This is a genomic window from Leptospira ellinghausenii, from assembly GCF_003114815.1.
Lineage (GTDB): Bacteria > Spirochaetota > Leptospiria > Leptospirales > Leptospiraceae > Leptospira_A > Leptospira_A ellinghausenii.
Map to the genome: position 1 here is coordinate 191,484 of NZ_BFAZ01000005.1, position 22,034 is coordinate 213,517.

Below are 22,034 nucleotides of genomic sequence, written 5' to 3' on the forward strand. Positions count from 1 at the left end.
CAGAACTCCAAATAATGACCGACTGAATTTTAAATTCAATCAATAATTTAGAAATTTTCTAATCTTCTTATATTCAAGGATTTATCCTAATTGTTTTTTTATCCGATTTTTTAGGACAAATTGAAGAATTTGGGATAAAGAAAAAACCAAATAGAATATACCAATCCCAACAACCCAATTTCCATATTGTGAATATACGGTTTTGATTTTTAAAGGAGATACTGATGAAATGAGAATCCCATCATTTTCTTCAAAATAATCAAGTGTTCCTTTTGCCCTTCCAAATGCATCATAAATTCCGGATAATCCATTCCTCGTAGAACGGACAATAGATGATCCATTCTCGATCCCTCGAATGGTAGCCATCTCCGTATGAAAAGGATTAATTCCATTCCAGTCCGAAGCAGGAATTAAGGTGATGTTTGATCCACTTTGGGCATGGATTTCTGTTACATGTAAACTATCGAAGTCATAACAAATAGCAACTGACATTTTGCCAAAATTCGTTTCGATCGATTTGATTTCAGAATGTATTTTTGAAATAGGCTCGAATGGTACAATAAATTGTTTATAATAGGTTTGTCTTATTTGTCCTTCATTAGAAAACCAAACTAATTTATTATCAAAATAGAATTCATTTTCGTTGTGTTGGATGATATAAGCTGCCACGAGCTCGATATTTTCTTCCTTTGCGATTGAAACTAGAGAGTTCAAAAATTCTAATTCATTTTCTCTTGAAATAAGAATCGCGCCTTCATTCCATACAACAACGTTTGCACCCTGCTTTGCTGCAACTTTTGTTTTTTCTATAGTTAATTGAGTGTTTATATTATTTTCGATGGGATTTTTCCAAATTGTTTGGATGTCCATTTTTGAAGTTATAGTAGCAACTTTTATTTGTTTTCCAGGAATTGGTAAACTCAATCGAATCGATCCATAAAAATATAAAAGTATGATAAGAATGATTGTGAATGAGAAATAATATGTTGTAGATTTTGAAATTTGTTTTTGATCTATTTGTTCACTGATGAGTTGTTCAAAAGATGCGTTAAACAGATATATAACGAAACTAATGCCAGTGGCTCCAAATAGGGAAGCAGACTGTAAGAAAACTAAATTCCCGATTTGGCTATTTGCTAACATTCCCCAAACACCCAAGTCTGAATGATAAGCATCGATCCATTCTAATATCGTGCAGGTAAAAGCAAAAAACAAAATAGGAGATATGTTATTTTTATAGCGAGTACGAATGAAATTCCATATCCATAGTAAAATTGAAAATACGATTCCAGCTTGGATTCCAGAGAGAAAAGCAATCCAAATGTGAAATGGCTCACTCACGATACGAAAAGTAGATACGATTTGGAATAAAATCAAACTTGTGATAAGTATTTTAAAAGAGTAACCCAAACGAATGTATCTCAAGAATGGGATAAAAACAAACCAACCAAAAATTGGAATATTCCATTTCATTCCAGTGAATCCAACGAAGATTCCACCAATTGTAAGCAAAAACCATTGATTTAAAATTAAATTCATTACATTCTCACTTTTTTATTTAACTTAAGATTCGAACCAGCACCAAACCATAAATAGTCTAACGAATCTATCCAAAGTGATTCTAGATTTTCGTTCAACTGAAAAGCTAATATGGGGATCCCAAAAAAACAACTTGCAATTGCAAGTGATAGACTTTTCCAATTTGTATCTTTGGGAAGCTCCTTGTTTTCTTTTGCCAATTTCATAGAATTTTCTAAGATCAATTCAATGCCACCAATGGGCAATGTTCCAATAGCGGAATGATTTGGGAAAAGTAAATATCGTTCAGCCAAAGTTAACTCCTTAGCTTGGGGTCTTTTTTTATACTTAGTTTGGAAGGAAATTATCTCCAAAAGGATTCTTGGATTTTTTTTGGATTCTTTTGCCGTATAACGAAACAAAGATTGTATCAATCCATAACCTGAATTAGCCATTTTATTTTTTTCAGCAAAAACTGTCACTTGGAGGCTCCATATTTGGATATAATGTAAGATTAGTTCGTCTTTTTCAGGAAAATAATTATAAAATGTTGGTTCAGAAATCTCTGCATATTGGCAAAGTTCGGTGATTTTGATTTCATTATATGGTTTTGATTCCAATAATTCCAATAAACCAAATGTAAGTTTTGTGCGTGTCCTCGCAAATTTTCGTTCTTTTAAAGGGAATTGAACCAAAGGATCTAATTTTGGAGCCACTTTAGCATTCATAATTTCATAGGGCTGACTCTATTTTTATAGTCAACTCTATTTTTTTAGGAATAAATAACGAAAGTATGAACTTATTTAAAATTTTTTTGTATTTGTTGGAGTTGAGATTGAGGAATTTTTGAAATTGTAGTAGATGGACACCATTGGGTGGCGGGTCTAGAACCCCACCCAATTCAGGGCGGGGATATTAAATTCACACCCCACTACTTCTTCGCATGTGGATGCGCATTTCGATACACTTCTTTCAATCGGTCTCTCGAAACACTTAGATACACTTGCGTAGATGACAAAGAAGAATGGCCAAGTAACTCTTGTACGGCGCGAATATCAGCACCTGCATTCAATAAGTCAGTAGCAAATGTATGTCTAAACTTGTGTGGAGTGATTGCTTTTTCCATACCCATCACTGACCTACGTTCCGATAAAATATAACGAATTCCACGAGTTGTTAATTTTCCACCTCGTTGGTTTAAAAAGATTTCATCGGGAGCACTATTCCCACGTTCTTCCAAATAATCTTTTAGAGCTTCTCTTGCTTCAGGTCCAATGAAAACAAATCTTTCTTTCCTTCGTTTTCCCATCACTTTAAGCGATGTTAACTCCTCATTCAAGTCGCTTAACTTTGCATTGACTAATTCGAATACACGAAGGCCTGTGCTATACAAAACTTCGACGATGGCTTTGTCCCGTTTTCCAAGGACTTCTTTTTTTTCAGGATCTTCGTAATCTAGAATGTCCTCTGTTTCAATCGGTGTGAAATTTTTTGGTAATTTCTTTTTGGTTTTTGGGAAACTCACCTGTAAGATTGGATTGGCTCCAATTTTTTCTTCCCGGAATAAAAATTTGTAAAATGTACGTAAGGAAGAAAGTTTGCGACTTTGTGTTCGTTTGTCTTGTTTCTTCGTGGATTTTAAATCAGAAAAGTAAGCCCTCACGTCCAAAACATCAACACTCAATATATCAATTTCTTCTTTTAAACAAAACTCAAAGAAAAATTTTAAATCTCGTAAATAGGCAAATAAGGTATGCTCTGAATAATTTTTTTCAATTTTTAAGTAGGTGCGGTAACTGCGAAATAAATCCGCCATTACTTGGGGAAAATGCTCGGGAATTTGGACTTCGAGGGCTGGCAGGGTCATACAAGAAACCTATCGGCTAAGTTTTCTTTCTCCTTCTCTAAAAAAATACTATACAAGTACTTACATTTTGTTTAGTGTTGAAAACGGAAAAAAAAAGACATAATCCAGAAAAATTCCCCTCTCTTCCTAATTTGTCCCAGGCCTAATGCATAATGGAGTCACTTCGGAAGAGAAAAAGAGTGGAATTCGGAAGGGATGGGTTCATCCTTGAGAGAGTCAGACGGATTTTTTAAAACCAACTGGCCAAGTCCCCTACCTAGTCTTTCGGAACACCGACTTAGGAGAAAGATTGATTCATGAAAAAAGAGAAAGCTGACAAAGCACAAGACAAAGAGACCGACCAAAGAAAACAGGCCATTGATGCGGCCCTAGGCCAAATTGAGAAACAATTTGGAAAAGGATCCATTATGCGTCTCGGTGCCGACACACGTATGGCTGAGATGAATGTGGTTTCCACTGGATCTTTGGACCTCGACATTGCTTTGGGGATCGGCGGTTTTCCATCTGGAAGAATCATTGAAATCTACGGTCCAGAATCTTCGGGAAAAACGACTCTTACCTTATCTGCGATCGCAGAAACGCAAAAAAAAGGAGGCATTGCTGCCTTCATCGATGCAGAACACGCACTTGATCCATCTTATGCAAAAAAACTGGGTGTCAACGTAGACGACCTTCTCGTCGCCCAACCAGACAATGGGGAAGAAGCACTTGAAATCTGCGAATCACTCGTTCGTTCCAATGCGATTGATCTCATCGTCATCGACTCTGTTGCTGCGCTCGTACCAAAGGCGGAGATTGAAGGGGATATGGGTGATTCTCATATGGGTCTGCAAGCTCGACTCATGTCGCAAGCACTCCGTAAATTAACAGGAACCATTTCCAAATCTAGTACAACTGTTATCTTTATCAACCAAATCCGTATGAAGATTGGGGTCATGTTCGGAAGTCCAGAGACCACTACTGGTGGTAATGCATTAAAATTCTATGCATCGATTCGACTCGACATTCGTCGCATTGAAACACTCAAAGAAAAAGAAGAACCAGTTGGTAACCGTGTACGAGTGAAGGTGGTCAAAAATAAATGTGCACCTCCATTCCGTCAGGCGGAATTTGACATCATGTATGCAAATGGTATCAATCGTGAAAGTTCACTCATTGACCTGGCAGTTCGCCATGACCTAGTCGCAAAAGCTGGATCTTGGTATTCTTATAATGGTGAAAAAATTGGCCAAGGTAAGGAACAAGTAAGGAACTTCTTCTCAGAAAATCCAGACATCGCTTTTAAAATTGAAAACCAGGTGAGAGACCTCAATGGGTTGCCATTACTCGACCAAGCGAAGATCCAAACACGCGAAGTGAAATCAATTGAAAGGGATCCAAAGGAAACGAAAGAAACAAAATCAAAACAACCAGTCAGTTTCTCTACCGAAGGGGACGGAGACATCGCCGTAGGCGAATGAAAATAAACAGGCTTTCTTTTTAGGAACCATTGACCGGTTCGGGGTTTCCCGGGCCGGTTTTTTTTTACCTTTTTTATCACATTCTTCCTTTCGAAAAAAGATATATGAAATTCATAGGAATCAAATCCTATCCACAGTATCCTATCCTTCAGAATTCGAGTTTCTAATTTATGAATCCAAAATATTTCCTATGCATTTTATTATTCACTTTGCAATGCCAAGTTGTTAGTAACAAACAAAATGGTACTCAACTAGAATCAAATGAGTTTTCCGAATGGGCGGGTTTATCAACCGATGATCCTATCCATAAAAAAGAAATGGATACTAGTTGGAACAAATTAATCACTACTAAAGAATTGATCACTGAGTATTTAAAACAAAAAGACTACCATCCAAATGTTAAAACTGTTGTTTATCCTTTTAGTGGAATTGATGTATTAAATTTATTTTCCTTTTTTCCTCAATGCCAAAACTACATACTCTTCGGATTAGAAGATCCAGGATACCCAACAAAATACAGTGAGTTGTCGGAAAAAGAGAAATCAATTGTTAAGACTGGGATACGAAATTTATCCGATCATTTAGCTGGTAGAAATTATTTTACCTATCGTAAAATGAAAGAGGAAACTAAGAAAAAAGAATTAAATGGTGCTTATCCCGTATTTGTTGCGTTCTTGAAACGCATGGGTAAAGAAATTCTGGAATCAAAAGAAGAAACCATTTCTGGAAACGGAATCACATACAAAGGATTCACATTACTTTTATACGACACCAAACTAAACAAAAAGGAATCACTTACATATTTTAAAATATTCTTAATTGGTAATGAAGGCATTCCTGGTGATGGATTGTATGAATATTTTTCCAATTTAGGCGAGATCGGTGTTTTCACAAAATCAGCTGAGTATCTCTTTCATGGTGAAAAACGAAAATCTTTCCGGGATTTACTTCTTAAAAATGCGAAATTTGTTGTACAAGACGAATCTGGATTTCCAGTCCGATTGTTTCCAGAAGAATCTTGGAAAAGAAGTTTGTTTGGAAGATACGAAAAATCTTGGAATTTATCGGGAGCAGTTGCTCCAGAAAATCAACCAGAGTTAATCAAACTAAGCAAAGAGACTAATGACCAAATATTACCTTTCCCATTTGGATACGGTTTTTTAGGAACTAAGGACAACAGGCAATCTGCTGTCCTTGTGTTTGAAAAAAAATAAAACTGCAAAAAGGGATTCTACACTACAGTTGTTGGATCCCAACAAGTTCTAAAGTTTTCATTCCAATGATTGATCTCTTTCATATCCTCTGGTGTTAAGCTAAAATCATACACATCTGCATTTTCTTTGATACGATTTGGATTTTTTGATTTTGGTATGACAACATTTCCGGATTGTAACGACCACCGAATCAGAATCTGTGCATTAGTTTTATTGTAATTTTTCGCTAATCTCGTGACCCTTTCATCTTCTAATTTTTGTCCATGTGCTAGAGGACTATATGCTTCTAACAATATCCCATTTTTTTCACAGTATTCTTTTAACGGTAAGTCTTGTAAAAAGGGATGGTATTCGACTTGGTTCATGGCTGGAACAATTTGGGAATCTTGTAATAATTCTTCTAAGTGAGGGATCATAAAATTACTTACCCCAATTGACTTTGCCTTCCCTTCTTTTTGGATTTTCTCCAAAGCTTTCCAAGAATCTTTCCGTTTCCCTGAAACAGGAAAATGGATCAAATACATATCTACATAATCTGTTCCCAGTTTATTTAACGATACATCAATCGCTTTTTGAGCTTCGTCAAATCCTTGGTCTGCATTCCATAATTTTGTGACTAAAAATATTTCACTTCGAGGGATACCACTATCTCCAATGGCTTTTCCAACATCTGCTTCGTTTCCATATATAGCAGCAGTATCAATGTGACGGTAACCTGATTCCAGAGCGACTTTTACTGCTTCATAACATTCTTTGGGTCGAGACTTCCAAACACCTAAGCCAAGTAAGGGTACAGAAATCGATTGGTTTGTCGCAATTGTTGAAGTAATTTTTAATTCAGACATGTGTATGTCTTAGACGAAAAGACCCTACCATAGGTTTGCCATGGTAGGGTTCAAATTTTTAATTTGGATTTATTTTTTGGATCCTACGAACTCAGGGATTGGAGCAAATTGCAAATCATCGCCATTCCAATCTGCTCGGTATCTTCCCTCCGCCAGTGTTCCCGATAGGATTGCTTTCGCTAAAGGTCGATTCACAATTCGATTGAAGACACTACCTAATGGTCGTGCCCCAAATTTTGGATCAAAACCCTGCTCTCTCAGAATATGTTCTGTACTTTCCGAAAGTTCGACAGTGATTCCCTTCACTTTCAATCGCTCGTTTAACAAACGTAGTTGTTTTTCGATCAATTTTTCCATGATGGAAGAATCCAACGAATGATAGGTTAGAATTGCATCCAACCTACCAAGTACTTCTGGTTTAAAGTCGGCTTCAATATTTTTTGAATTGGTAGTCAGAATCACAATTGTGTTTTTAAAATTGATGGTTCTACCTTTGTTGTCGGTAAGTCTACCTTCATCTAAAATTTGAAGTAATATATCGGAAAAGTCTGGATGTGCTTTTTCTACTTCATCGAATAACACAACTGAGTAAGGTTTTCTTCGAATGGCTTCTGTTAGTATTCCACCTTCATCATACCCTACATACCCAGCAGGAGCACCAATCAGTTTCGCAACAGAGTGTTTTTCTGAATACTCACTCAAATCTAAACGTACCAAATTGGTTTCTTGGTCAAATAAAAACTTCGCAATTGCCTTAGCTGTTTCAGTTTTACCTACACCCGTTGGACCCTTTAACAAAAATGATCCAAGAGGCCTTGTTTCCGAAGAGATACCTGCATAGGAAGTTAACAAAGTATCGGCAATTTCACGAATTGATTCTTTTTGACCATACACAACTGAATTTAAATCATCTTCCAAGTGGAGTAAATTCTCTTGTTTGGTTTTTAGAATTTTTTCTACTGGAATCCCAGTTTGCCTAGCGATAACAGCAGCGATATGATTACGTTCTAAAATCCAACTATTCTGAAATCCACTCAGTTCTTTTTCCAATTCAGGTAAAACTGCGTATTTTAATCGAGAAGCTTCCGTATAATCTGCTCGCTGTTGTGCGGCATCTAAATCAAATTTCACTCGATCTATTTTATTTTTAATCGAAGCGATTTGTTTTAATGAATTTACTTCTTTTTCCCAAACTTGTTTTCCTTCATGGAACTTTTTCTCTAAAACTTCAATTTCCTTAAGAATATCCTCGTTTTTCTTTTCTACTTGAGCGTAGATTTTTTTTGAGCGGATTTCACTCTCTAGTTCCACAAGTTCTGTTGGCATTGCTTCTGCGGAAAGTTTTAAAGCAGATGCAGCTTCATCAACTAAATCGATCGCTTTGTCTGGCAAAAACTTATCAGTGATGTATTGGTCGGACAAAAGAACTGATGCATAAATAGCCTCGTCAGAAATTTTAATCCCATGATGAATTTCATGTTTATCACGTATTCCCATTAGAATTTCAATGGCATCCTCTTTACTTGGTTCGTTTACAGGTACGGCACGAAATCTTCTTTCTAACGCTTGGTCACCAAGAATGTACTTTTGAAATTCATCACCTGTCGTTGCGCCAATACAATGGAGTTCACCTCTAGCGAGTGCTGGTTTCAAAAGATTGGCTGCATCCATTGCGCCTTCTGTTTTCCCTGCTCCTACCAATTGGTGGATTTCATCGATAAACAAAATTGCTTCACCAGCCTGTCCCTTGATATACCGCAAAAGTGCTGTTAGTTTTTCTTCGAATTCTCCCCTGTATTTTGTTCCAGCCATCAATTGGCCCATATCAAGTGAATAAATTGTTTTTCCTTTTAATACATCTGGTACTCTTCCCTTTACAATTTGTTCAGCAAGACCTTCGACAATCGCTGTTTTTCCAACTCCAGCACTACCAACTAACACCGGATTGTTTTTGGACCTTCTACCCAAAATTTCCATTACTGATCTGATTTCTTTACTTCGGCCAATCACAGGATCCAATTTTCCTTCTTTTGCCAAATCATTGAGATTCACAAGAAAATTTGGTACTTCTTCATCAGTCTCTTTGATGTTCAAATCTTCATAGTTGATCTTTAACTCAGGTAAAATCTGAGGTAAAAATTTTAGAAAATCTGCCTCTTTCAGTTCTTCCCTTCCATTCTCCGCAGCTCTAGAAGATGCCATCGTAAACCATTGGGCAAGTTTGGGAGATGTACGAAGTGATTCGAAAGGGATCTCTCCTGATGCCCGTGCTTGTTTCTTTAAAAATTCATCAACTGTAGATTTATATTTCAATAACGCTTTTCCTGAAACAGAAGTTGGTAAGGTCATAAATCCCCAAACCAAATGATAAGGAGTGATTTCTGTATTTTGCCTGCGAATTGCTTCTGTCTGTGCAATGTCCAAAGCTCCTTGGACGTTTGAGTCATATTGTTTCATAGTGTTTCCTCACTTTTAGCACTCTGAGTCTTAGACTGCTAATTTTACGTTCTTACTACAAGTTTTTTTTGAAAAGGGCTTTCTAAGATGCTTTCTTCGTCCAATTCTAGTGAAGTCAGCAGGAAGATTGGAACCAAACCTCTTGTAACAACTGGAACCACAAAATTAGGAGATGGGATTTTAGTGCCTTTTTTTAGAAAAACATACTGGTTTGTAATTCTTTTCCTTTATACGATCCCAATAGGAGCCCTACCCCTCTCCATCGAGGAAACAAAGAATTATAGAGACATTGGAAGGTATTTTGAGTTTACGATCCCAAGTAACCCAGAAGTTACCCTAGATGAAATTTTAAAACAGGAAACAATTTGGAGAACCAATCCTAAAAATGTAATTTCATTCCCAAGATCCAAAAACCCAGTTTGGATCAAAGTGACATTGATCCATTATGGCAACTTTCCTCACACTTTCTTTTTACATCTATCCAATCCTGTAGTGGACCTTTTCGAATTGCATACAGAAATCAATGGAAAGTGGAACACACAATGGTCAGGTGAACAGGTATTACAAAAGAATAAGCCAATTTATTCCCATTTATCAGCCTTCCCGATTACGTTGTCAGCAAATGAAACTAGGACTATTTATCTAAAGATCAGATCGGACAATCCAATCTTTAGTTTTGCATCCATTTATAATTCGAGAACCTTTATCGCTTATTCCAAAAAACAAGATATATTCTTCGCCGCTTATTTTGGAGCAGGATTTATGATGTTCCTTTTTAGTCTATTTTTGGCACATACCCTACGATATAAAAAGTTCTTTTACTTTTTCTTTTATCTTGCGACAGTCTTATTTCTAAACACTTACTCTACAGGATTCATACAATACTTAGAATTCGGTAATTCCAATGCTTGGAAAAATTATTTGTTCCCGATTACAATTTATTTTTCATCGATTTTCGGATTACTTTTTACTTTAGAATTTTTAGAAACCAAAAACAAATACACAAAACTATTCAAAGTAACATCAAGTTACATTCTCTTCTTATTAATCGTAATCCCAACAATTTCCGTTTTGGATTTACGATTTTTCATGCAACTTACGGTTGTATTAGTTACCATATCGCTTTTTTTCACAATCATCATCTCAATCATGACTCTGTTGAAAAGTAATAGGAAAATAGAAGTAATATTATTCCTTTTGGCTTTTGGATCATTACTAATTGGAGCATCCTATTATATTTTTACTGTTCAAGGTTTTATCAAACCATTTCATTTTGCATCTTACTCATTGCCGTTGGGCTCAGCAATGGAAGTATTTTTTCTCTCACTTGCACTCGTTTTAAGGGTATCAGATTATAGAAAGTCAAACGAACAAAAACAAGAAATTGACTTACAACTTAAAATCGCTCAGAAACTACAAAATGGATTGTTACCTAAAAAAAGAACTCATGCACTAGAATACCCACTTGGTTTTAGATATTTACCCGCAACAGATATTGGTGGAGACTTTGTCGAAATCATTGTAAAAGAAAATGAACTTGGATTATTTTTGTGCGATGTATCAGGGCATGGAATTCCTGCAGCGATGATTGCTTCCATGACCAAAGTTTCATTAGAAATTTGGAATGATACACTAGACAAACCAGCATTAGCTGCTGAAAAAATCAGAAAATCTCTATTAAGTTCTTTATCTGGCCATTTTTTGAGTGCATTTTTTGTATATATCAATCCAAAAGAAAACACACTCCGCATTGCAAATGCAGGCCATTTACCCCTCCTTCACCTAGACCGAGAGGGAAAAATCACTACGTATACAAGTTACGGTAGAGCCATCAATGAATTCATTAAATCAGATATGATCGAAAAAAGTTTCCCACTTCCAAAAGAAGGAACCTTCATTTTATTTACTGATGGTGTCATCGAAGCAAGAAATATCAATACCGGAGAACTATTCGGTGAAGAACGATTTTACAGTTTAATCCAAACTCTTGCCAAAAAACACCCACAAATCATCTGTGATTCTGTAATCGAAGAAGTTCAAAAATTTCAAAAAACCAAACGATCAGATGATGATATTACGATTTTAGCATTATCATTGGATACAGAAAATAATTTCGAATGAATAGAAACGAAAGCCCATGTTCCGAGCCAAACGTGAAGTTGGTTTAAAATATCACTAGGATTAAATGGTTTTGATATGAAGTCATTCATACCGACAGCTCTGATTTGTTCTCTTGTCTCGAGCTCCGCAGATGCAGTTAATGCGATAATCGGAAGTTTTTTCCAACGTGATTCTTTTCTGATTTCCTTTGTTGCACTATAACCATCCATTTCTGGAATATGTAGGTCCATTCGAATCAAATCAATTGGTTTGTTGGTTGGTTGGTTCGCAACTAATTCCAAAACCTCTAATCAATTGGTTGGATCTATTTTCATATTCGAATGAACTATTTTGTCAATTGTTTAAACAATAGCTTTCCAAGCTGGGAAGTACAAATCAAATTGTGTTCCAACCCCTACCTTGGAATCAACTAATATGGTTCCTCCCATTTTGGCTAAAATTCCATAAATGATGGAAAGACCAAGTCCAGTCCCTTTTCCACCTTTTGTGCTGAAAAATGGATCAAATATTTTTTCCAATATTTCCTTAGGTATCCCGTTTCCATTGTCAATAAAACTCAGTTTCCAATATTCTGTGTTTTTCAAAAAGCCAACATGAAAAAGTTCTGATTTCTCATATGAAACTTTTGTTAACGAAATTGTGATTCTAGGATTCTGTGAATCTTGTAATGCAAATAAAGAGTTTTCATATAAATTTGACAAAATCTGAAAAATCTGAATTGGATCAGCTTCAATAAATGCAGATTCGTTTCCTAAATCAGTGAATAGAGTCACTTTATTAGCAGAAACAAATTTAACTTCGTTTAACACCTGTAAAAGTTGTTCTCTCAAATCTAATTGTTTGGAAGAAACATGTTCAATTTTAGAATAAGTTAAAATTTGTTGGATTAAATTTTTTGCTCGTTCCAAAGATTTGGAAATTCCTTCGATCGCGGGGAGGGACCTTTCGATCATTTCATTTGAGGATTCTTTTGACCACTCCGCATTCAAATAGGAAATATAAGCCATCATAGGTGTTAATAAATTATTAAAGTCATGCGCAATTCCACCTGCGAATGTACCAAGAGCTTCCAATTTTTGAGCTTGTGCATACGCTCTTTCTAATACAATTTTTTCGGTGATGTCTTTGGCTTCTAACACGATGTATATTATTTTGCCATTAGCATCATTTAATGGATAAAAATCGCAATCAAAGTATTTTTCACGTCCATCTCTCAATCGATAAGATACAAATACTTCAAACGTTTGATTTTTTAATGCTAACTTCATCCCATAAGTTAATTTTTTGATAGAATCTTCATTTGAATCGGAGAAGATAGAACTAATCAATTCTAAACCTTGAACATCTGATTCATTACGTTCAAAGGATAAAACTGAATTTCGATTCATACGTATGATGTGACCTTGCAGATCTAATAAAAATATAGCTTGTGATGAATTATTGAAGATCCCCTTGAATAATTGTTCATTGAGTTGGATAGAATTTTCTAAGTCAGATACATCAGAAATGTCATGAATGGTTCCAAAAATACGAAAACGATTTTCATCAAATCGCTCTGCTTCCAACCATAAATTTACTTTTTTGCGACCGTGTTTCGTATTTAAATGCAATATAAATTCTTTTGAAGTATTTTCGCTGGTTACTTCTTGCCAAATTGATTCAATTTTTTTCCTTTCATCGAAATCTAATAAATTCCATACCTTTTCCATCAAAGGAATTTCATTAAACTCATAACCCAAAATACGATACAGTTCTAATGACCAAAGGGTATTATTTTCAGGAAATATCACTTCAAAATGTCCTAAATGAGAAATCTTTTGTGATCTAGTTAAAATTTCTTCACCATGAACCAACATCTCCCAAGCTTTTTTCTGAGATTGTTTTAACCTAAGAGCTTCTAACTCTCGATTGACGACAAACGGAAGTTTGATAATGGATGATTTAGGAAGGAATTCAACTGCTCCTAAATTTAAATATTCTGAAGCAGCTTCTTCAGGAATGAATTCTGTAACGAGTATGACTGGCAATTCAGGATTTAATTCTTTGATGCGATGAATCACATACTTGCCATCAAAATCTGGTAAATAATAATCTGAAATCACAAGATCCCAGGACTTATCTAAAATGGACTTTTCAAATTCAATTTTCCATTCGACTCTTTCTGACGAGACGATGAATCCAAAATTTTCTAATACAGATACAATAGCCTTGTAAGAAGCAACTGAATCTTCTACAACTAAGACATTTATTTTTCTTTGGTTATCCATAATAGAAATTTTTAATTAAACAATCCAAATATGGGCAATTCCATATCTCCTAAAATCTCGGCTTTATGTTTATATGCAGTACCTCGACCTTCTGCTAAAGCAAACTTGCCTTTCGAAAAATCATTGGGGGATAAATAAGGAGTATTTGTTTCTAATCGGATTAATTTTTTACCTTTCTCTTTCGCCAAAAGTGTTTTTAAATCCTCCGTTTCGGTTTCAATGATTTGTACTGAAGCATCTAACGCCCGCTTCATCATGTTTTTACTAACTGGCCTATTATTGTTAATTTGATGAATAACAATTCGATCGATGCTTGGATCTAAAATTAATTCTTTAATAGGTTCTCCATCACCAATACCTCCATCTAAAAACTCTTGTCCTTGGAATTCTTGCACTTCATAAAGGAATGGAAAAGCAATTGATGCCATTACCGCATCTAATACATTTCCTTCAGTGATTAACTCTCTTTTGTTTTTTGATAAATTAGAAACTGCAATCCCCAATTTGATAGGTAATTCAGAAAATTTTTTATTCCCTAAGTATGGATATAAAATTTTACGAGTTGCTTTCCCTGTCAAAACTCCGCTAGATTGGTTCCATCCCTTTTTTAAGAGACGACCAAGCAAGGTTAATGAATTACCTTCCCAAAAATCTTTCTTTTTGAGACCCAATACAACGGATTCAAAATCTACCATCTCTCTTCCAGTGGCATAAAGTGCACCAATCATGGCACCTGAACTTGATCCAGTAACAATGGCTGGCTTAAAACCAATTTCTTGCAAACCTCTTACAAAACCCGTGTGAGCAAAAAAACCAAAAAAAGCAGACTTTAAACATAACGCCGAATATTTTTTAGGAAAAATCAGTTCAATCATAAGTAGAATTTAAGATACCTTTTTAAACGTTTCGAAACCATTTTGATACGGATACTTTTGTTATATCATAAAACAAAACTCCTATAAAAGCAACCAGTATCGCTGAAGAAAATTGTAGAAAATTGAGTGGGACAAATCGAAACAAACTGTTCAATCCAGGCAAATAGATCGACAGAAGTAAAACCGCAATGGTTCCAATAAATACAATATTGATCATTGAGTTTCGAATTCTCATCCGACTCCACATCGATTCATGCAAGGAACGATTCGCTAATATTAAAAACAAATTCGAAAATACTAAAGTAACAAAGGAGGCAGTACTTACCACTTGGTTGTTAGAATCATGATTTAAAAACATATGAATAAACCAATAAGTAGAAACAACTGACAACAAGGAGAAAGCTCCTTGGATTAATGATGTAACGAACAGTTCTCTATCCAATAGAGGTTCCGAAGATACTCTTGGTTTCCGTTTCATTAAATCAAATTCGGCATCCTCTTTTTCAAAAACGATCGTACATGTTGGATCGATTACCATTTCCATAAATACAATATGAATTGCTGAAAGTACAACCACTGGCCAATTCAATAAGATTGGTAAAAATGTGATTCCAACGATCGGGATGTGCACTCCAATTAAATACCCAAGAGCTTTTTTCAAATTATCAAAAATTTGACGACCAATACGAACAGATTCTAATATAGAGGAAAAGGAATCATCTAACAATACTATATCGGCAGCTTCCCTTGCGACATCGGTTCCACGTTTTCCCATTGCTACACCAATGTTTGCAGTTCTTAATGCGGGAGCATCATTAACTCCATCTCCTGTCATCGCTACTATTTCACCTTCCGACTTTAGAAATCTAACCAATTTCCATTTATCCTCTGGACTAACCCTGGAAAAAACATTACATTCTTTTAATACTTTTTTGAATTCCTTGTCCTCTAAATTTGAAAAATCTTTTCCAGTATAAACTAAATCTGAATTCTTCAATCCAATTTGTTTAGCAATATTCTTTGCTGTTTCTGGATAATCTCCTGTGATCATTATCACGCGGATTCCAGACTCATAAGCTGTTTTTACGGCACTTGGTACAATTTCTCTAATTGGATCCAAAAAAGATATTAAACCATACATTTCATACAGAGCGCCATTTCTTTCTTCCGGAATATTTTTCAAAGGTATTTTAGATTTTGCGACTGCAAGTACACGATACCCTTCTTTTGCTAATTTATTTGTTTTGTTTGTCCAATATTGCACATTTTCCGTATCCAATTGGCATAACTCAAACACTGCCTCAGGTGATCCTTTCGCATAACATGAAAATTCGTTTTCTTCTTTTAAAACTCGAATCATAGTTAATTGTTCAGGTGTTAACGGAAAATCTTTTATAGACAATAATGATAAATTACCATTTTGATGAAAAACATTCATACAATCAGTTATAGCGATGTCCATAGGATCAAAACTTGGATGTTTTGAAGCAAAGTATGCAATTTGTATTATGGTCTTTGAAATATCAGAGACTTCATTTACATGTTCTAAATTTTCTTCGACCCCCTTTGTTGTAATTTTTCCAACTTTCATTTTATTTTTTGTAATTGTGCCTGTTTTATCAGAACATAATACCGTTGCAGCACCCAAAGTTTCAATGATTGATGATCTTCTTACCAATACATTTTTAGTACTCAACCGATAAGCACCCAAAGCAAAAAAGATTGTCATTACTAACGGCAATTCTTCCGGCATTAAACCTATAGCAAGCGTTAACCCAGACAATAAGCCTTGTAACCAAAGGGATTTCACAATTCCAAAATAAAGAGCAAGTAAGATGCATAAACCAGCAGCAACGAGAAATAAATTTCGAACTAACCTCGCTACCTCAATTTCCAGCAGTGTTTTTCCAACTGTTTCATCTGCTATCTTTCTTCCTATTTTACCAATTTCAGTATGATTTCCAACTGCGTTTACCTTACAAACACCTTCCCCGCCAACCACAAGAGCTCCGCAATATACCGATTGACCCATTCCCTTATTCACTGGGATCGATTCTCCCGTTAATAACGATTCATCACATGAAAACAATCTGTCAGATAACAATTCGGCATCAGCTGGAATTCGGTCTCCTTCATTTAGAATGAGTAAGTCTCCATACACAACATCTTTCCCTTCAATTCGAATGATTTGGCCATCTCGAATAACGTTCGTTCGTGGGCTTGCTAAAGACCGTAATGCAGAAATTGCTGTTTCGGTTTTTTTCTCTTGGTAAAATGTGATACAAACAATTCCGATAACTGAACCTAACAATAACAAGGCTTCACCTCGGTCTCCCAATAGTAAATATACGATACTAATGGAAATGAGAAGCAGAATCATTGGTTCTGTCACTACTCCAAACAACATTCGAAGGAAACCAATTCTTTTGGAGGAGCTAATTTCGTTTGCCCCATAGACTGAACGGTTCTTTTTTACCATGTCTAAGGAGAGACCCATTGTGATGTATTCAGAAATTTGTTTTGGTATTGATTGCATTTTGGTTCGAATTTTGGTTTGAATTTTTAATATTTCAGATTAACATTCTAGAATGTGCGATACATCTCTTGCGACTGAAAAATTTACAAAAACGCAAAAAAGGATCTTTGCGAAAAACTCAGATAGGGAACCAAATGAAGCCCAATCGATTCTTCATATGCCTCGAATGGAGTATCCAAAAGATTCACTCCTTAAAACCACCTTCATTGAAATACCACAAACATCCGTTACTTATGAAGTTTTTTTATCAAAACCGTTCCATATGTGGGGCGCCGAAATGGGTGTAAATGAATTTGGGGTTTGTATTGGAAACGAAGCCGTATTTACAAATCTCAAAATTCATAAGAAGAATAATGGCTTAACGGGAATGGATTTAATTCGTTTGGCTTTAGAAAGATCAAAAACAGCAAAAGATGCCTTATTTTTGATTACAGAACTTTTAGAAACATATGGTCAGGACGCTTGTGGTGGATATGAAAACAAATCATTTTTCTACCACAATAGTTTCATCATTGCTGACAGAACTGATGGCTATGTTTTAGAAACTGCAGATCGATATTGGGTAGCAAAAAAAATTGATTCGTACTACGCAATTTCCAATGGACTAACGATCGAAACAGATTTCGAATATTGTTCTACAAATTTAATTGAAAAATTAAAATATAAATCCAAAGAAGATTTTTCCTTCAAAGCTTTTTTTAGTGATTCTTTTTACACTTATATGAGCCATTGCCATGAAAGGAGACAGTTACACCAAAAAACCGCAGAACAGTTTCAAAACATTCATTCTACTTACGATTCAAAATTGGCAATCGAAACTTTAAAAACACATCTCATAGATACCAATGAATTTGAACCATGTTTTTCATCCATGAAGTCACTCTGTTTACATGCAACAGGTCCAACAACACCTAACCAAACAAATGGAAGTTTGGTTGTTGAATGGGATACTTCAGAAACTAACCAAGACCCATTACGAATTTTTTACACTGGTACTTCGACTCCATGTTTGAGTTTATTCAAACCATTCTTTTTTGGTACAAAAAACTTCATCAATGCATCTAGTTTAGATTCCAATGGAAACTATTCAGACACATTATGGTGGTTACATGAATCAATAGCAAGAAAATCTAATTTTGATTACCAAGGTGTAAGATCCATTCTTCTTCCAACACTTGTTGGACTACAAGATTCCATTTATTCACTGACTAAAGATTCTCTTTCCATGCAAAAAAAGGAGGAGATCCAATGGAGGTTTTTGAAGGACCATGTTAACATTCTGAAAAAAATAGATGATGAATTAATTGATGCAAAAATAGGTAAGAGCCGATGGCAAAATCCTATTTTTCAACTCTATTGGAATAGCCAAAATCGAAAACTAGGATTTCGCACGTCCAACTAACAGTATCAAAATATCATTTACATTGGTGCCAGTGGGTCCAGTAGATACCAAGGCATCTATGTCCTTAAGAATTGGATAAGAATTGGAATTGAGTAATTCTTTTTTTGGATTCCAACCTTTATTTTCCATTTTATGAATGGAATCATTCCCAACAAGTCCACCTGCAACCTCGGTTGGACCATCTGTTCCATCCGTTCCACCAGACAAAAACATCCATTCCCGTTCCGTAGGATGTTCCTTGAGTAATATCGAAACCCGAAGTGACGTTTCTTGGTTTCGTCCACCAATACCATCGCCCAAAACAGGACAAACCATTTCACCACCTAACACAATCATTTGACTCATCGGTGAATCTAAAGCTGATAGAAATTCCTTTTCAAAGAGATACGATGTTTCTTCTGAAGAACCTGACCAAGTATCACTTAACAATTTAGTCTGGTATCCTAATTTGTTTCCTACTTCTAAAATATGATGGATGGAACGAGTAAGATTTCCTATAATAAAATAATTTTTACTTGGGTAGGTTGGTCCTGAAGCAATCGAATTTGGATCATCTCCGATTACATCCGAAATGACCAAGGTATACACTTCCAAGTTTTGGTTTAGTTCTTTTAAAAGTTTTCCTCCTTTCACTTTCGAATATTTTTTTCTTTCTGAATTGATTTCCCGAATGGATTTCCCACTCTTTAATAATTGATTTTGAATGTTCGTAAGTTCTTGTATTGACAGGCCATCAACAGGAATTTCGAATAAACTAGATCCTCCTCCAGAAAGTAATACCACAAGTCGATCATCCTTACCCAATTGTTTTAATTGGTCTAAAACTTCGAGAGCATACCGAATTGAATTCTCATCGGGTATAGGATGAGAAGCCTCTCGATAAGTCCAAATTTTATCCTTCCCCATCTCATTAAGTTCAAATGGTAAATGATTGTACTTCGTAAGAACATAACCTTTGTTTACTGGAAATAAATCAGAGAAAGATTCAGCCATGGAGTAAGCTGCCTTACCCAATGAAAATACAAATTGTTTTTTTGACTTGTCAGATAGTTTTTCCACCAAGTTGATGTTTTCTATACTAAATAACCGGAACAATTCCTTCGGACTTGCCGCTTTTATCCCCTCTTGGAATAAATAAAGAATGTCATCTCGAATCGTTTTCAAGATTCTTATTTCCTAGTTTTTGCATCCAGTAGGTCAAAGGTGATTTGATTTCCATTAAGTTTACCAAAACTCAATACATCAGTTGGACACAAAGAAACACAAGCAGAACATCTTACACATTGTACACTGTCCATGGGAATCCCACGACTCGCATAACCCATCACATCGATTCCTTGGTGGCAATTTTTTGTACAGATATTACATGATATACATTTCTTTTTTTCTGAAAAAATTCGAAACTTACTAAATCTCGCATAAATATGCATAAGCGATGCAAGCGGACAAAACATCCTACACCAAACTCGGCCCGAGTATAAAAAATAACAACCAACACCGACAACACCAGCGAGTCCAATATCAACAAAAATGTCATAATACAATTTGATGGAATCAGCAATCATTTCTCCTAATGTCAAAAAAGGAAACAACGACTTCCCATATACACTTAAGAGTTTTAAGAATGTAAGTAGAAAGGCTAACAAGAGAATGTATTGACCCGTATGTTCCCATCGATACGCCGTTGTGGAATGTGGCATTTTTTGACGATGTTCATCTCCTAGAGTTTCGGCAAGCCCACCACAAGAACAAATCCAACCACAATACACACCTTTTCCATAATGATACACTAATAAAGGAATCAAAACAAAACTAAAGGACAATCCATAAAACAACCAAAATGTGGTGATCCCACCGTCATACAAAACACCTATACTGAGAGGCCATGCTAAAATAAATCCATACGCCTTCCAATACGCATCAGAAGGAAAAATTTCCCTTCTCATAAACCCTTCTGGGCCACCCAAGTACCCAAGATCGCCTAACATTGGCAATATCAATTCAGGCAATAGAAATAAAAAGAAAATCTGGATTCCAATTAAAGACAATGTTTGGTATAATATGTATTGTGTTTTTCGAACCATCATCCTTCTAATTCCAAAGATCAGAATTGTGAGTGAATACAATAATGTATAATGGAAGGAAGGAAATTTACCAAACAATTGGAACTGTTGGTAGGTTGCCAAAAAATAAACTGACAAAAAATACAAAAAGGCAAAAAGGAAATAAGTAACTTTAAACATTTTCCATTTATCAAACTTTTGTTTGTTTTTGGTAAGAGAAATAGTAACATATAAAATCAAACTCAATACTGAATAAACGGCAAATGTGGAGGCCACTGCAGAAAACCAAAAAGGACCATAAAAAGAGGCTTTTCCAAAATAAGCAGTGAATGCAAAACTCATAAGGCTCGAAAATCCCAACCAATCCAAAAAATTCTTTTGGTTTTGTAACTTAACACCAATTTTTTGAAAAAAATGAAGAGGAGGCAAATTACCAATTAAAATATATACTAGATCCGATTTGATTTTGAGAGCTGATTCTTTTACTTTCGCAAAAACATTCGTTTGGTTAATTTCTGTTAGTGTTGCGTTATAGAGGATTTTAATTTTCCCTTGTGTTGCAAGGGCTAATATCTTTTTAACATTTTCAGATTTTGCTTTATTAAATTCATTCCCTCTATGAATAAGTGTGATCTCTTTTGCATATTCAGAACACATAATGGCAGATTCTAATGCCGTATCACCTCCGCCTACAATGACAACTGATTGGTCCTTGGTATCTTTTGGATCAATCAAACGGTATAAAACATTCGAACCCATTTCTCCTTTGATTCCTAATTTTTTTGGATCACCAGATTTTCCCATCGCAATCACAACAGAATTCGTTTGGTATTTAGAGCCAGATTCTGTTTCCAAAGTATAACCAATCTGGTCTTTTTGGATGCGGACAACTCTTTGGTTTGTTTCAATTTGAATTGGATTTTGTTTTAAAAACTGGTTTAAATCTTTTAGAAGACCTTCCTTCGTTGTATCTACAATTTTGATTGCAGAACTTCCAACAAAATCACTTGGTTCAGCAAAGATTGGTTTACCATTGGGATAACTCTGAATGGTTTGGAAAGGTAAATTCGATTCTAAAACGATATACTTTTTACCCAATCGTTTTGCTTCTAAAGCACAAGACACACCAGAAGGACCTGAACCAATGATCACTACATCATAACGATCATTTTTAAAATTAGGAATGTGATTCCATACTTGTACACCACTTTCTGTAGCCATTTTCAAAAGCGGAACACCCGTTAAATCCCCAATCACAAATACATTCGGTAAATTTGTTTCATAGGAGTCCGATAATTCTGGGTAAATTTCCACTTCACCAGTGGGAGATGAGTTTTTTAACCAATTAAAATAAACTTGTGGCCACATACCATTGTATTGGACATGTGGTTCGAAAAAAAAGAAACTAA

15 protein-coding genes are annotated in these 22,034 nt (G+C 35.4%); 4 read left to right on the top strand and 11 right to left on the bottom strand.

Annotation, left to right across the window (positions count from 1 at the left end; genetic code table 11):
- Window positions 1-81 precede the first annotated feature (81 nt).
- The 3 genes from DI076_RS04970 to xerA all read right to left on the bottom strand — a co-directional run bounded on the left by DI076_RS04970 (window position 82) and on the right by xerA (window position 3,385).
- Complete coding sequence (locus tag DI076_RS04970; RefSeq protein ID WP_108958870.1) at window positions 82-1,539, bottom strand: nitrilase-related carbon-nitrogen hydrolase; 1,458 nt, start codon at window positions 1,537-1,539, stop codon at window positions 82-84.
- Entirely contained in the window at window positions 1,539-2,246 is a 708-nt protein-coding gene (locus DI076_RS04975; RefSeq protein WP_108958871.1) for a TetR/AcrR family transcriptional regulator, read from the bottom strand. Before DI076_RS04975 ends, DI076_RS04970 begins: the two co-directional genes overlap by 1 nt.
- A 203-nt stretch (window positions 2,247-2,449) precedes the next feature.
- Window positions 2,450-3,385, bottom strand: coding sequence for a site-specific tyrosine recombinase/integron integrase (gene xerA / locus DI076_RS04980; RefSeq protein ID WP_108958872.1), 936 nt, complete (start codon window positions 3,383-3,385; stop codon window positions 2,450-2,452).
- A 296-nt stretch (window positions 3,386-3,681) separates the two neighbouring features.
- Here xerA and recA point away from each other — a divergent pair, with 296 nt between their 5' ends.
- Window positions 3,682-4,845 carry a recombinase RecA gene (gene recA, locus DI076_RS04985; protein ID WP_108958873.1) on the top strand — a complete coding sequence of 388 codons (1,164 nt, stop codon included), beginning with the start codon at window positions 3,682-3,684 and terminating at the stop codon, window positions 4,843-4,845.
- 170 nt (window positions 4,846-5,015) lie between these two features.
- Window positions 5,016-6,059: a hypothetical protein gene (locus DI076_RS04990; protein WP_108958874.1), complete on the top strand. Its 1,044-nt coding sequence runs from the start codon at window positions 5,016-5,018 to the stop codon at window positions 6,057-6,059.
- A 17-nt stretch (window positions 6,060-6,076) separates the two neighbouring features.
- On the opposite strand, the gene DI076_RS04995 is transcribed toward DI076_RS04990, so the two are convergent.
- Complete coding sequence (locus tag DI076_RS04995; RefSeq protein WP_108958875.1) at window positions 6,077-6,904, bottom strand: aldo/keto reductase; 828 nt, start codon at window positions 6,902-6,904, stop codon at window positions 6,077-6,079.
- Window positions 6,905-6,973: 69 nt separating this feature from the next.
- The gene (locus DI076_RS05000) at window positions 6,974-9,361 is read right to left on the bottom strand and encodes an ATP-dependent Clp protease ATP-binding subunit (RefSeq protein ID WP_108958876.1); all 2,388 of its coding nucleotides are present in this window, start codon (window positions 9,359-9,361) and stop codon (window positions 6,974-6,976) included.
- A gap of 87 nt (window positions 9,362-9,448) precedes the next feature.
- Between DI076_RS05000 and DI076_RS05005 the strand changes: the two genes are divergently transcribed.
- The gene (locus DI076_RS05005) at window positions 9,449-11,482 is read left to right on the top strand and encodes a SpoIIE family protein phosphatase (protein WP_108958877.1); all 2,034 of its coding nucleotides are present in this window, start codon (window positions 9,449-9,451) and stop codon (window positions 11,480-11,482) included.
- On the opposite strand, the gene DI076_RS05010 is transcribed toward DI076_RS05005, so the two are convergent.
- Genes DI076_RS05010 through DI076_RS05025 form a run of 4 tightly spaced genes read right to left on the bottom strand, consistent with a single transcriptional unit; the run spans window position 11,407 to window position 17,160 of the window.
- Window positions 11,407-11,763, bottom strand: coding sequence for a response regulator (locus DI076_RS05010; RefSeq protein ID WP_245918280.1), 357 nt, complete (start codon window positions 11,761-11,763; stop codon window positions 11,407-11,409). The two genes, DI076_RS05005 and DI076_RS05010, sit on opposite strands and share 76 nt — an antisense overlap.
- Window positions 11,764-11,823: 60 nt before the next feature.
- The gene (locus tag DI076_RS05015) at window positions 11,824-13,749 is read right to left on the bottom strand and encodes a hybrid sensor histidine kinase/response regulator (protein ID WP_108958878.1); all 1,926 of its coding nucleotides are present in this window, start codon (window positions 13,747-13,749) and stop codon (window positions 11,824-11,826) included.
- Between the two features lie 11 nt (window positions 13,750-13,760).
- On the bottom strand, window positions 13,761-14,624 hold the full coding sequence (locus tag DI076_RS05020) for a patatin-like phospholipase family protein (protein ID WP_108958879.1): 864 nt from the start codon (window positions 14,622-14,624) through the stop codon (window positions 13,761-13,763).
- Between the two features lie 22 nt (window positions 14,625-14,646).
- Window positions 14,647-17,160 carry a cation-translocating P-type ATPase gene (locus tag DI076_RS05025; protein ID WP_108958880.1) on the bottom strand — a complete coding sequence of 838 codons (2,514 nt, stop codon included), beginning with the start codon at window positions 17,158-17,160 and terminating at the stop codon, window positions 14,647-14,649.
- Window positions 17,161-17,212: 52 nt separating this feature from the next.
- Between DI076_RS05025 and DI076_RS05030 the strand changes: the two genes are divergently transcribed.
- Window positions 17,213-18,562: a C69 family dipeptidase gene (locus tag DI076_RS05030; protein WP_108958881.1), complete on the top strand. Its 1,350-nt coding sequence runs from the start codon at window positions 17,213-17,215 to the stop codon at window positions 18,560-18,562.
- On the opposite strand, the gene DI076_RS05035 is transcribed toward DI076_RS05030, so the two are convergent.
- The gene (locus DI076_RS05035; RefSeq protein ID WP_108958882.1) at window positions 18,539-19,726 is read right to left on the bottom strand and encodes a glycerate kinase type-2 family protein; all 1,188 of its coding nucleotides are present in this window, start codon (window positions 19,724-19,726) and stop codon (window positions 18,539-18,541) included. The genes DI076_RS05030 and DI076_RS05035 overlap by 24 nt on opposite strands.
- Window positions 19,727-19,731: 5 nt before the next feature.
- Window positions 19,732-21,993 carry an NAD(P)-binding domain-containing protein gene (locus DI076_RS05040; RefSeq protein WP_108958883.1) on the bottom strand — a complete coding sequence of 754 codons (2,262 nt, stop codon included), beginning with the start codon at window positions 21,991-21,993 and terminating at the stop codon, window positions 19,732-19,734.
- Window positions 21,994-22,034: the final 41 nt, after the last annotated feature.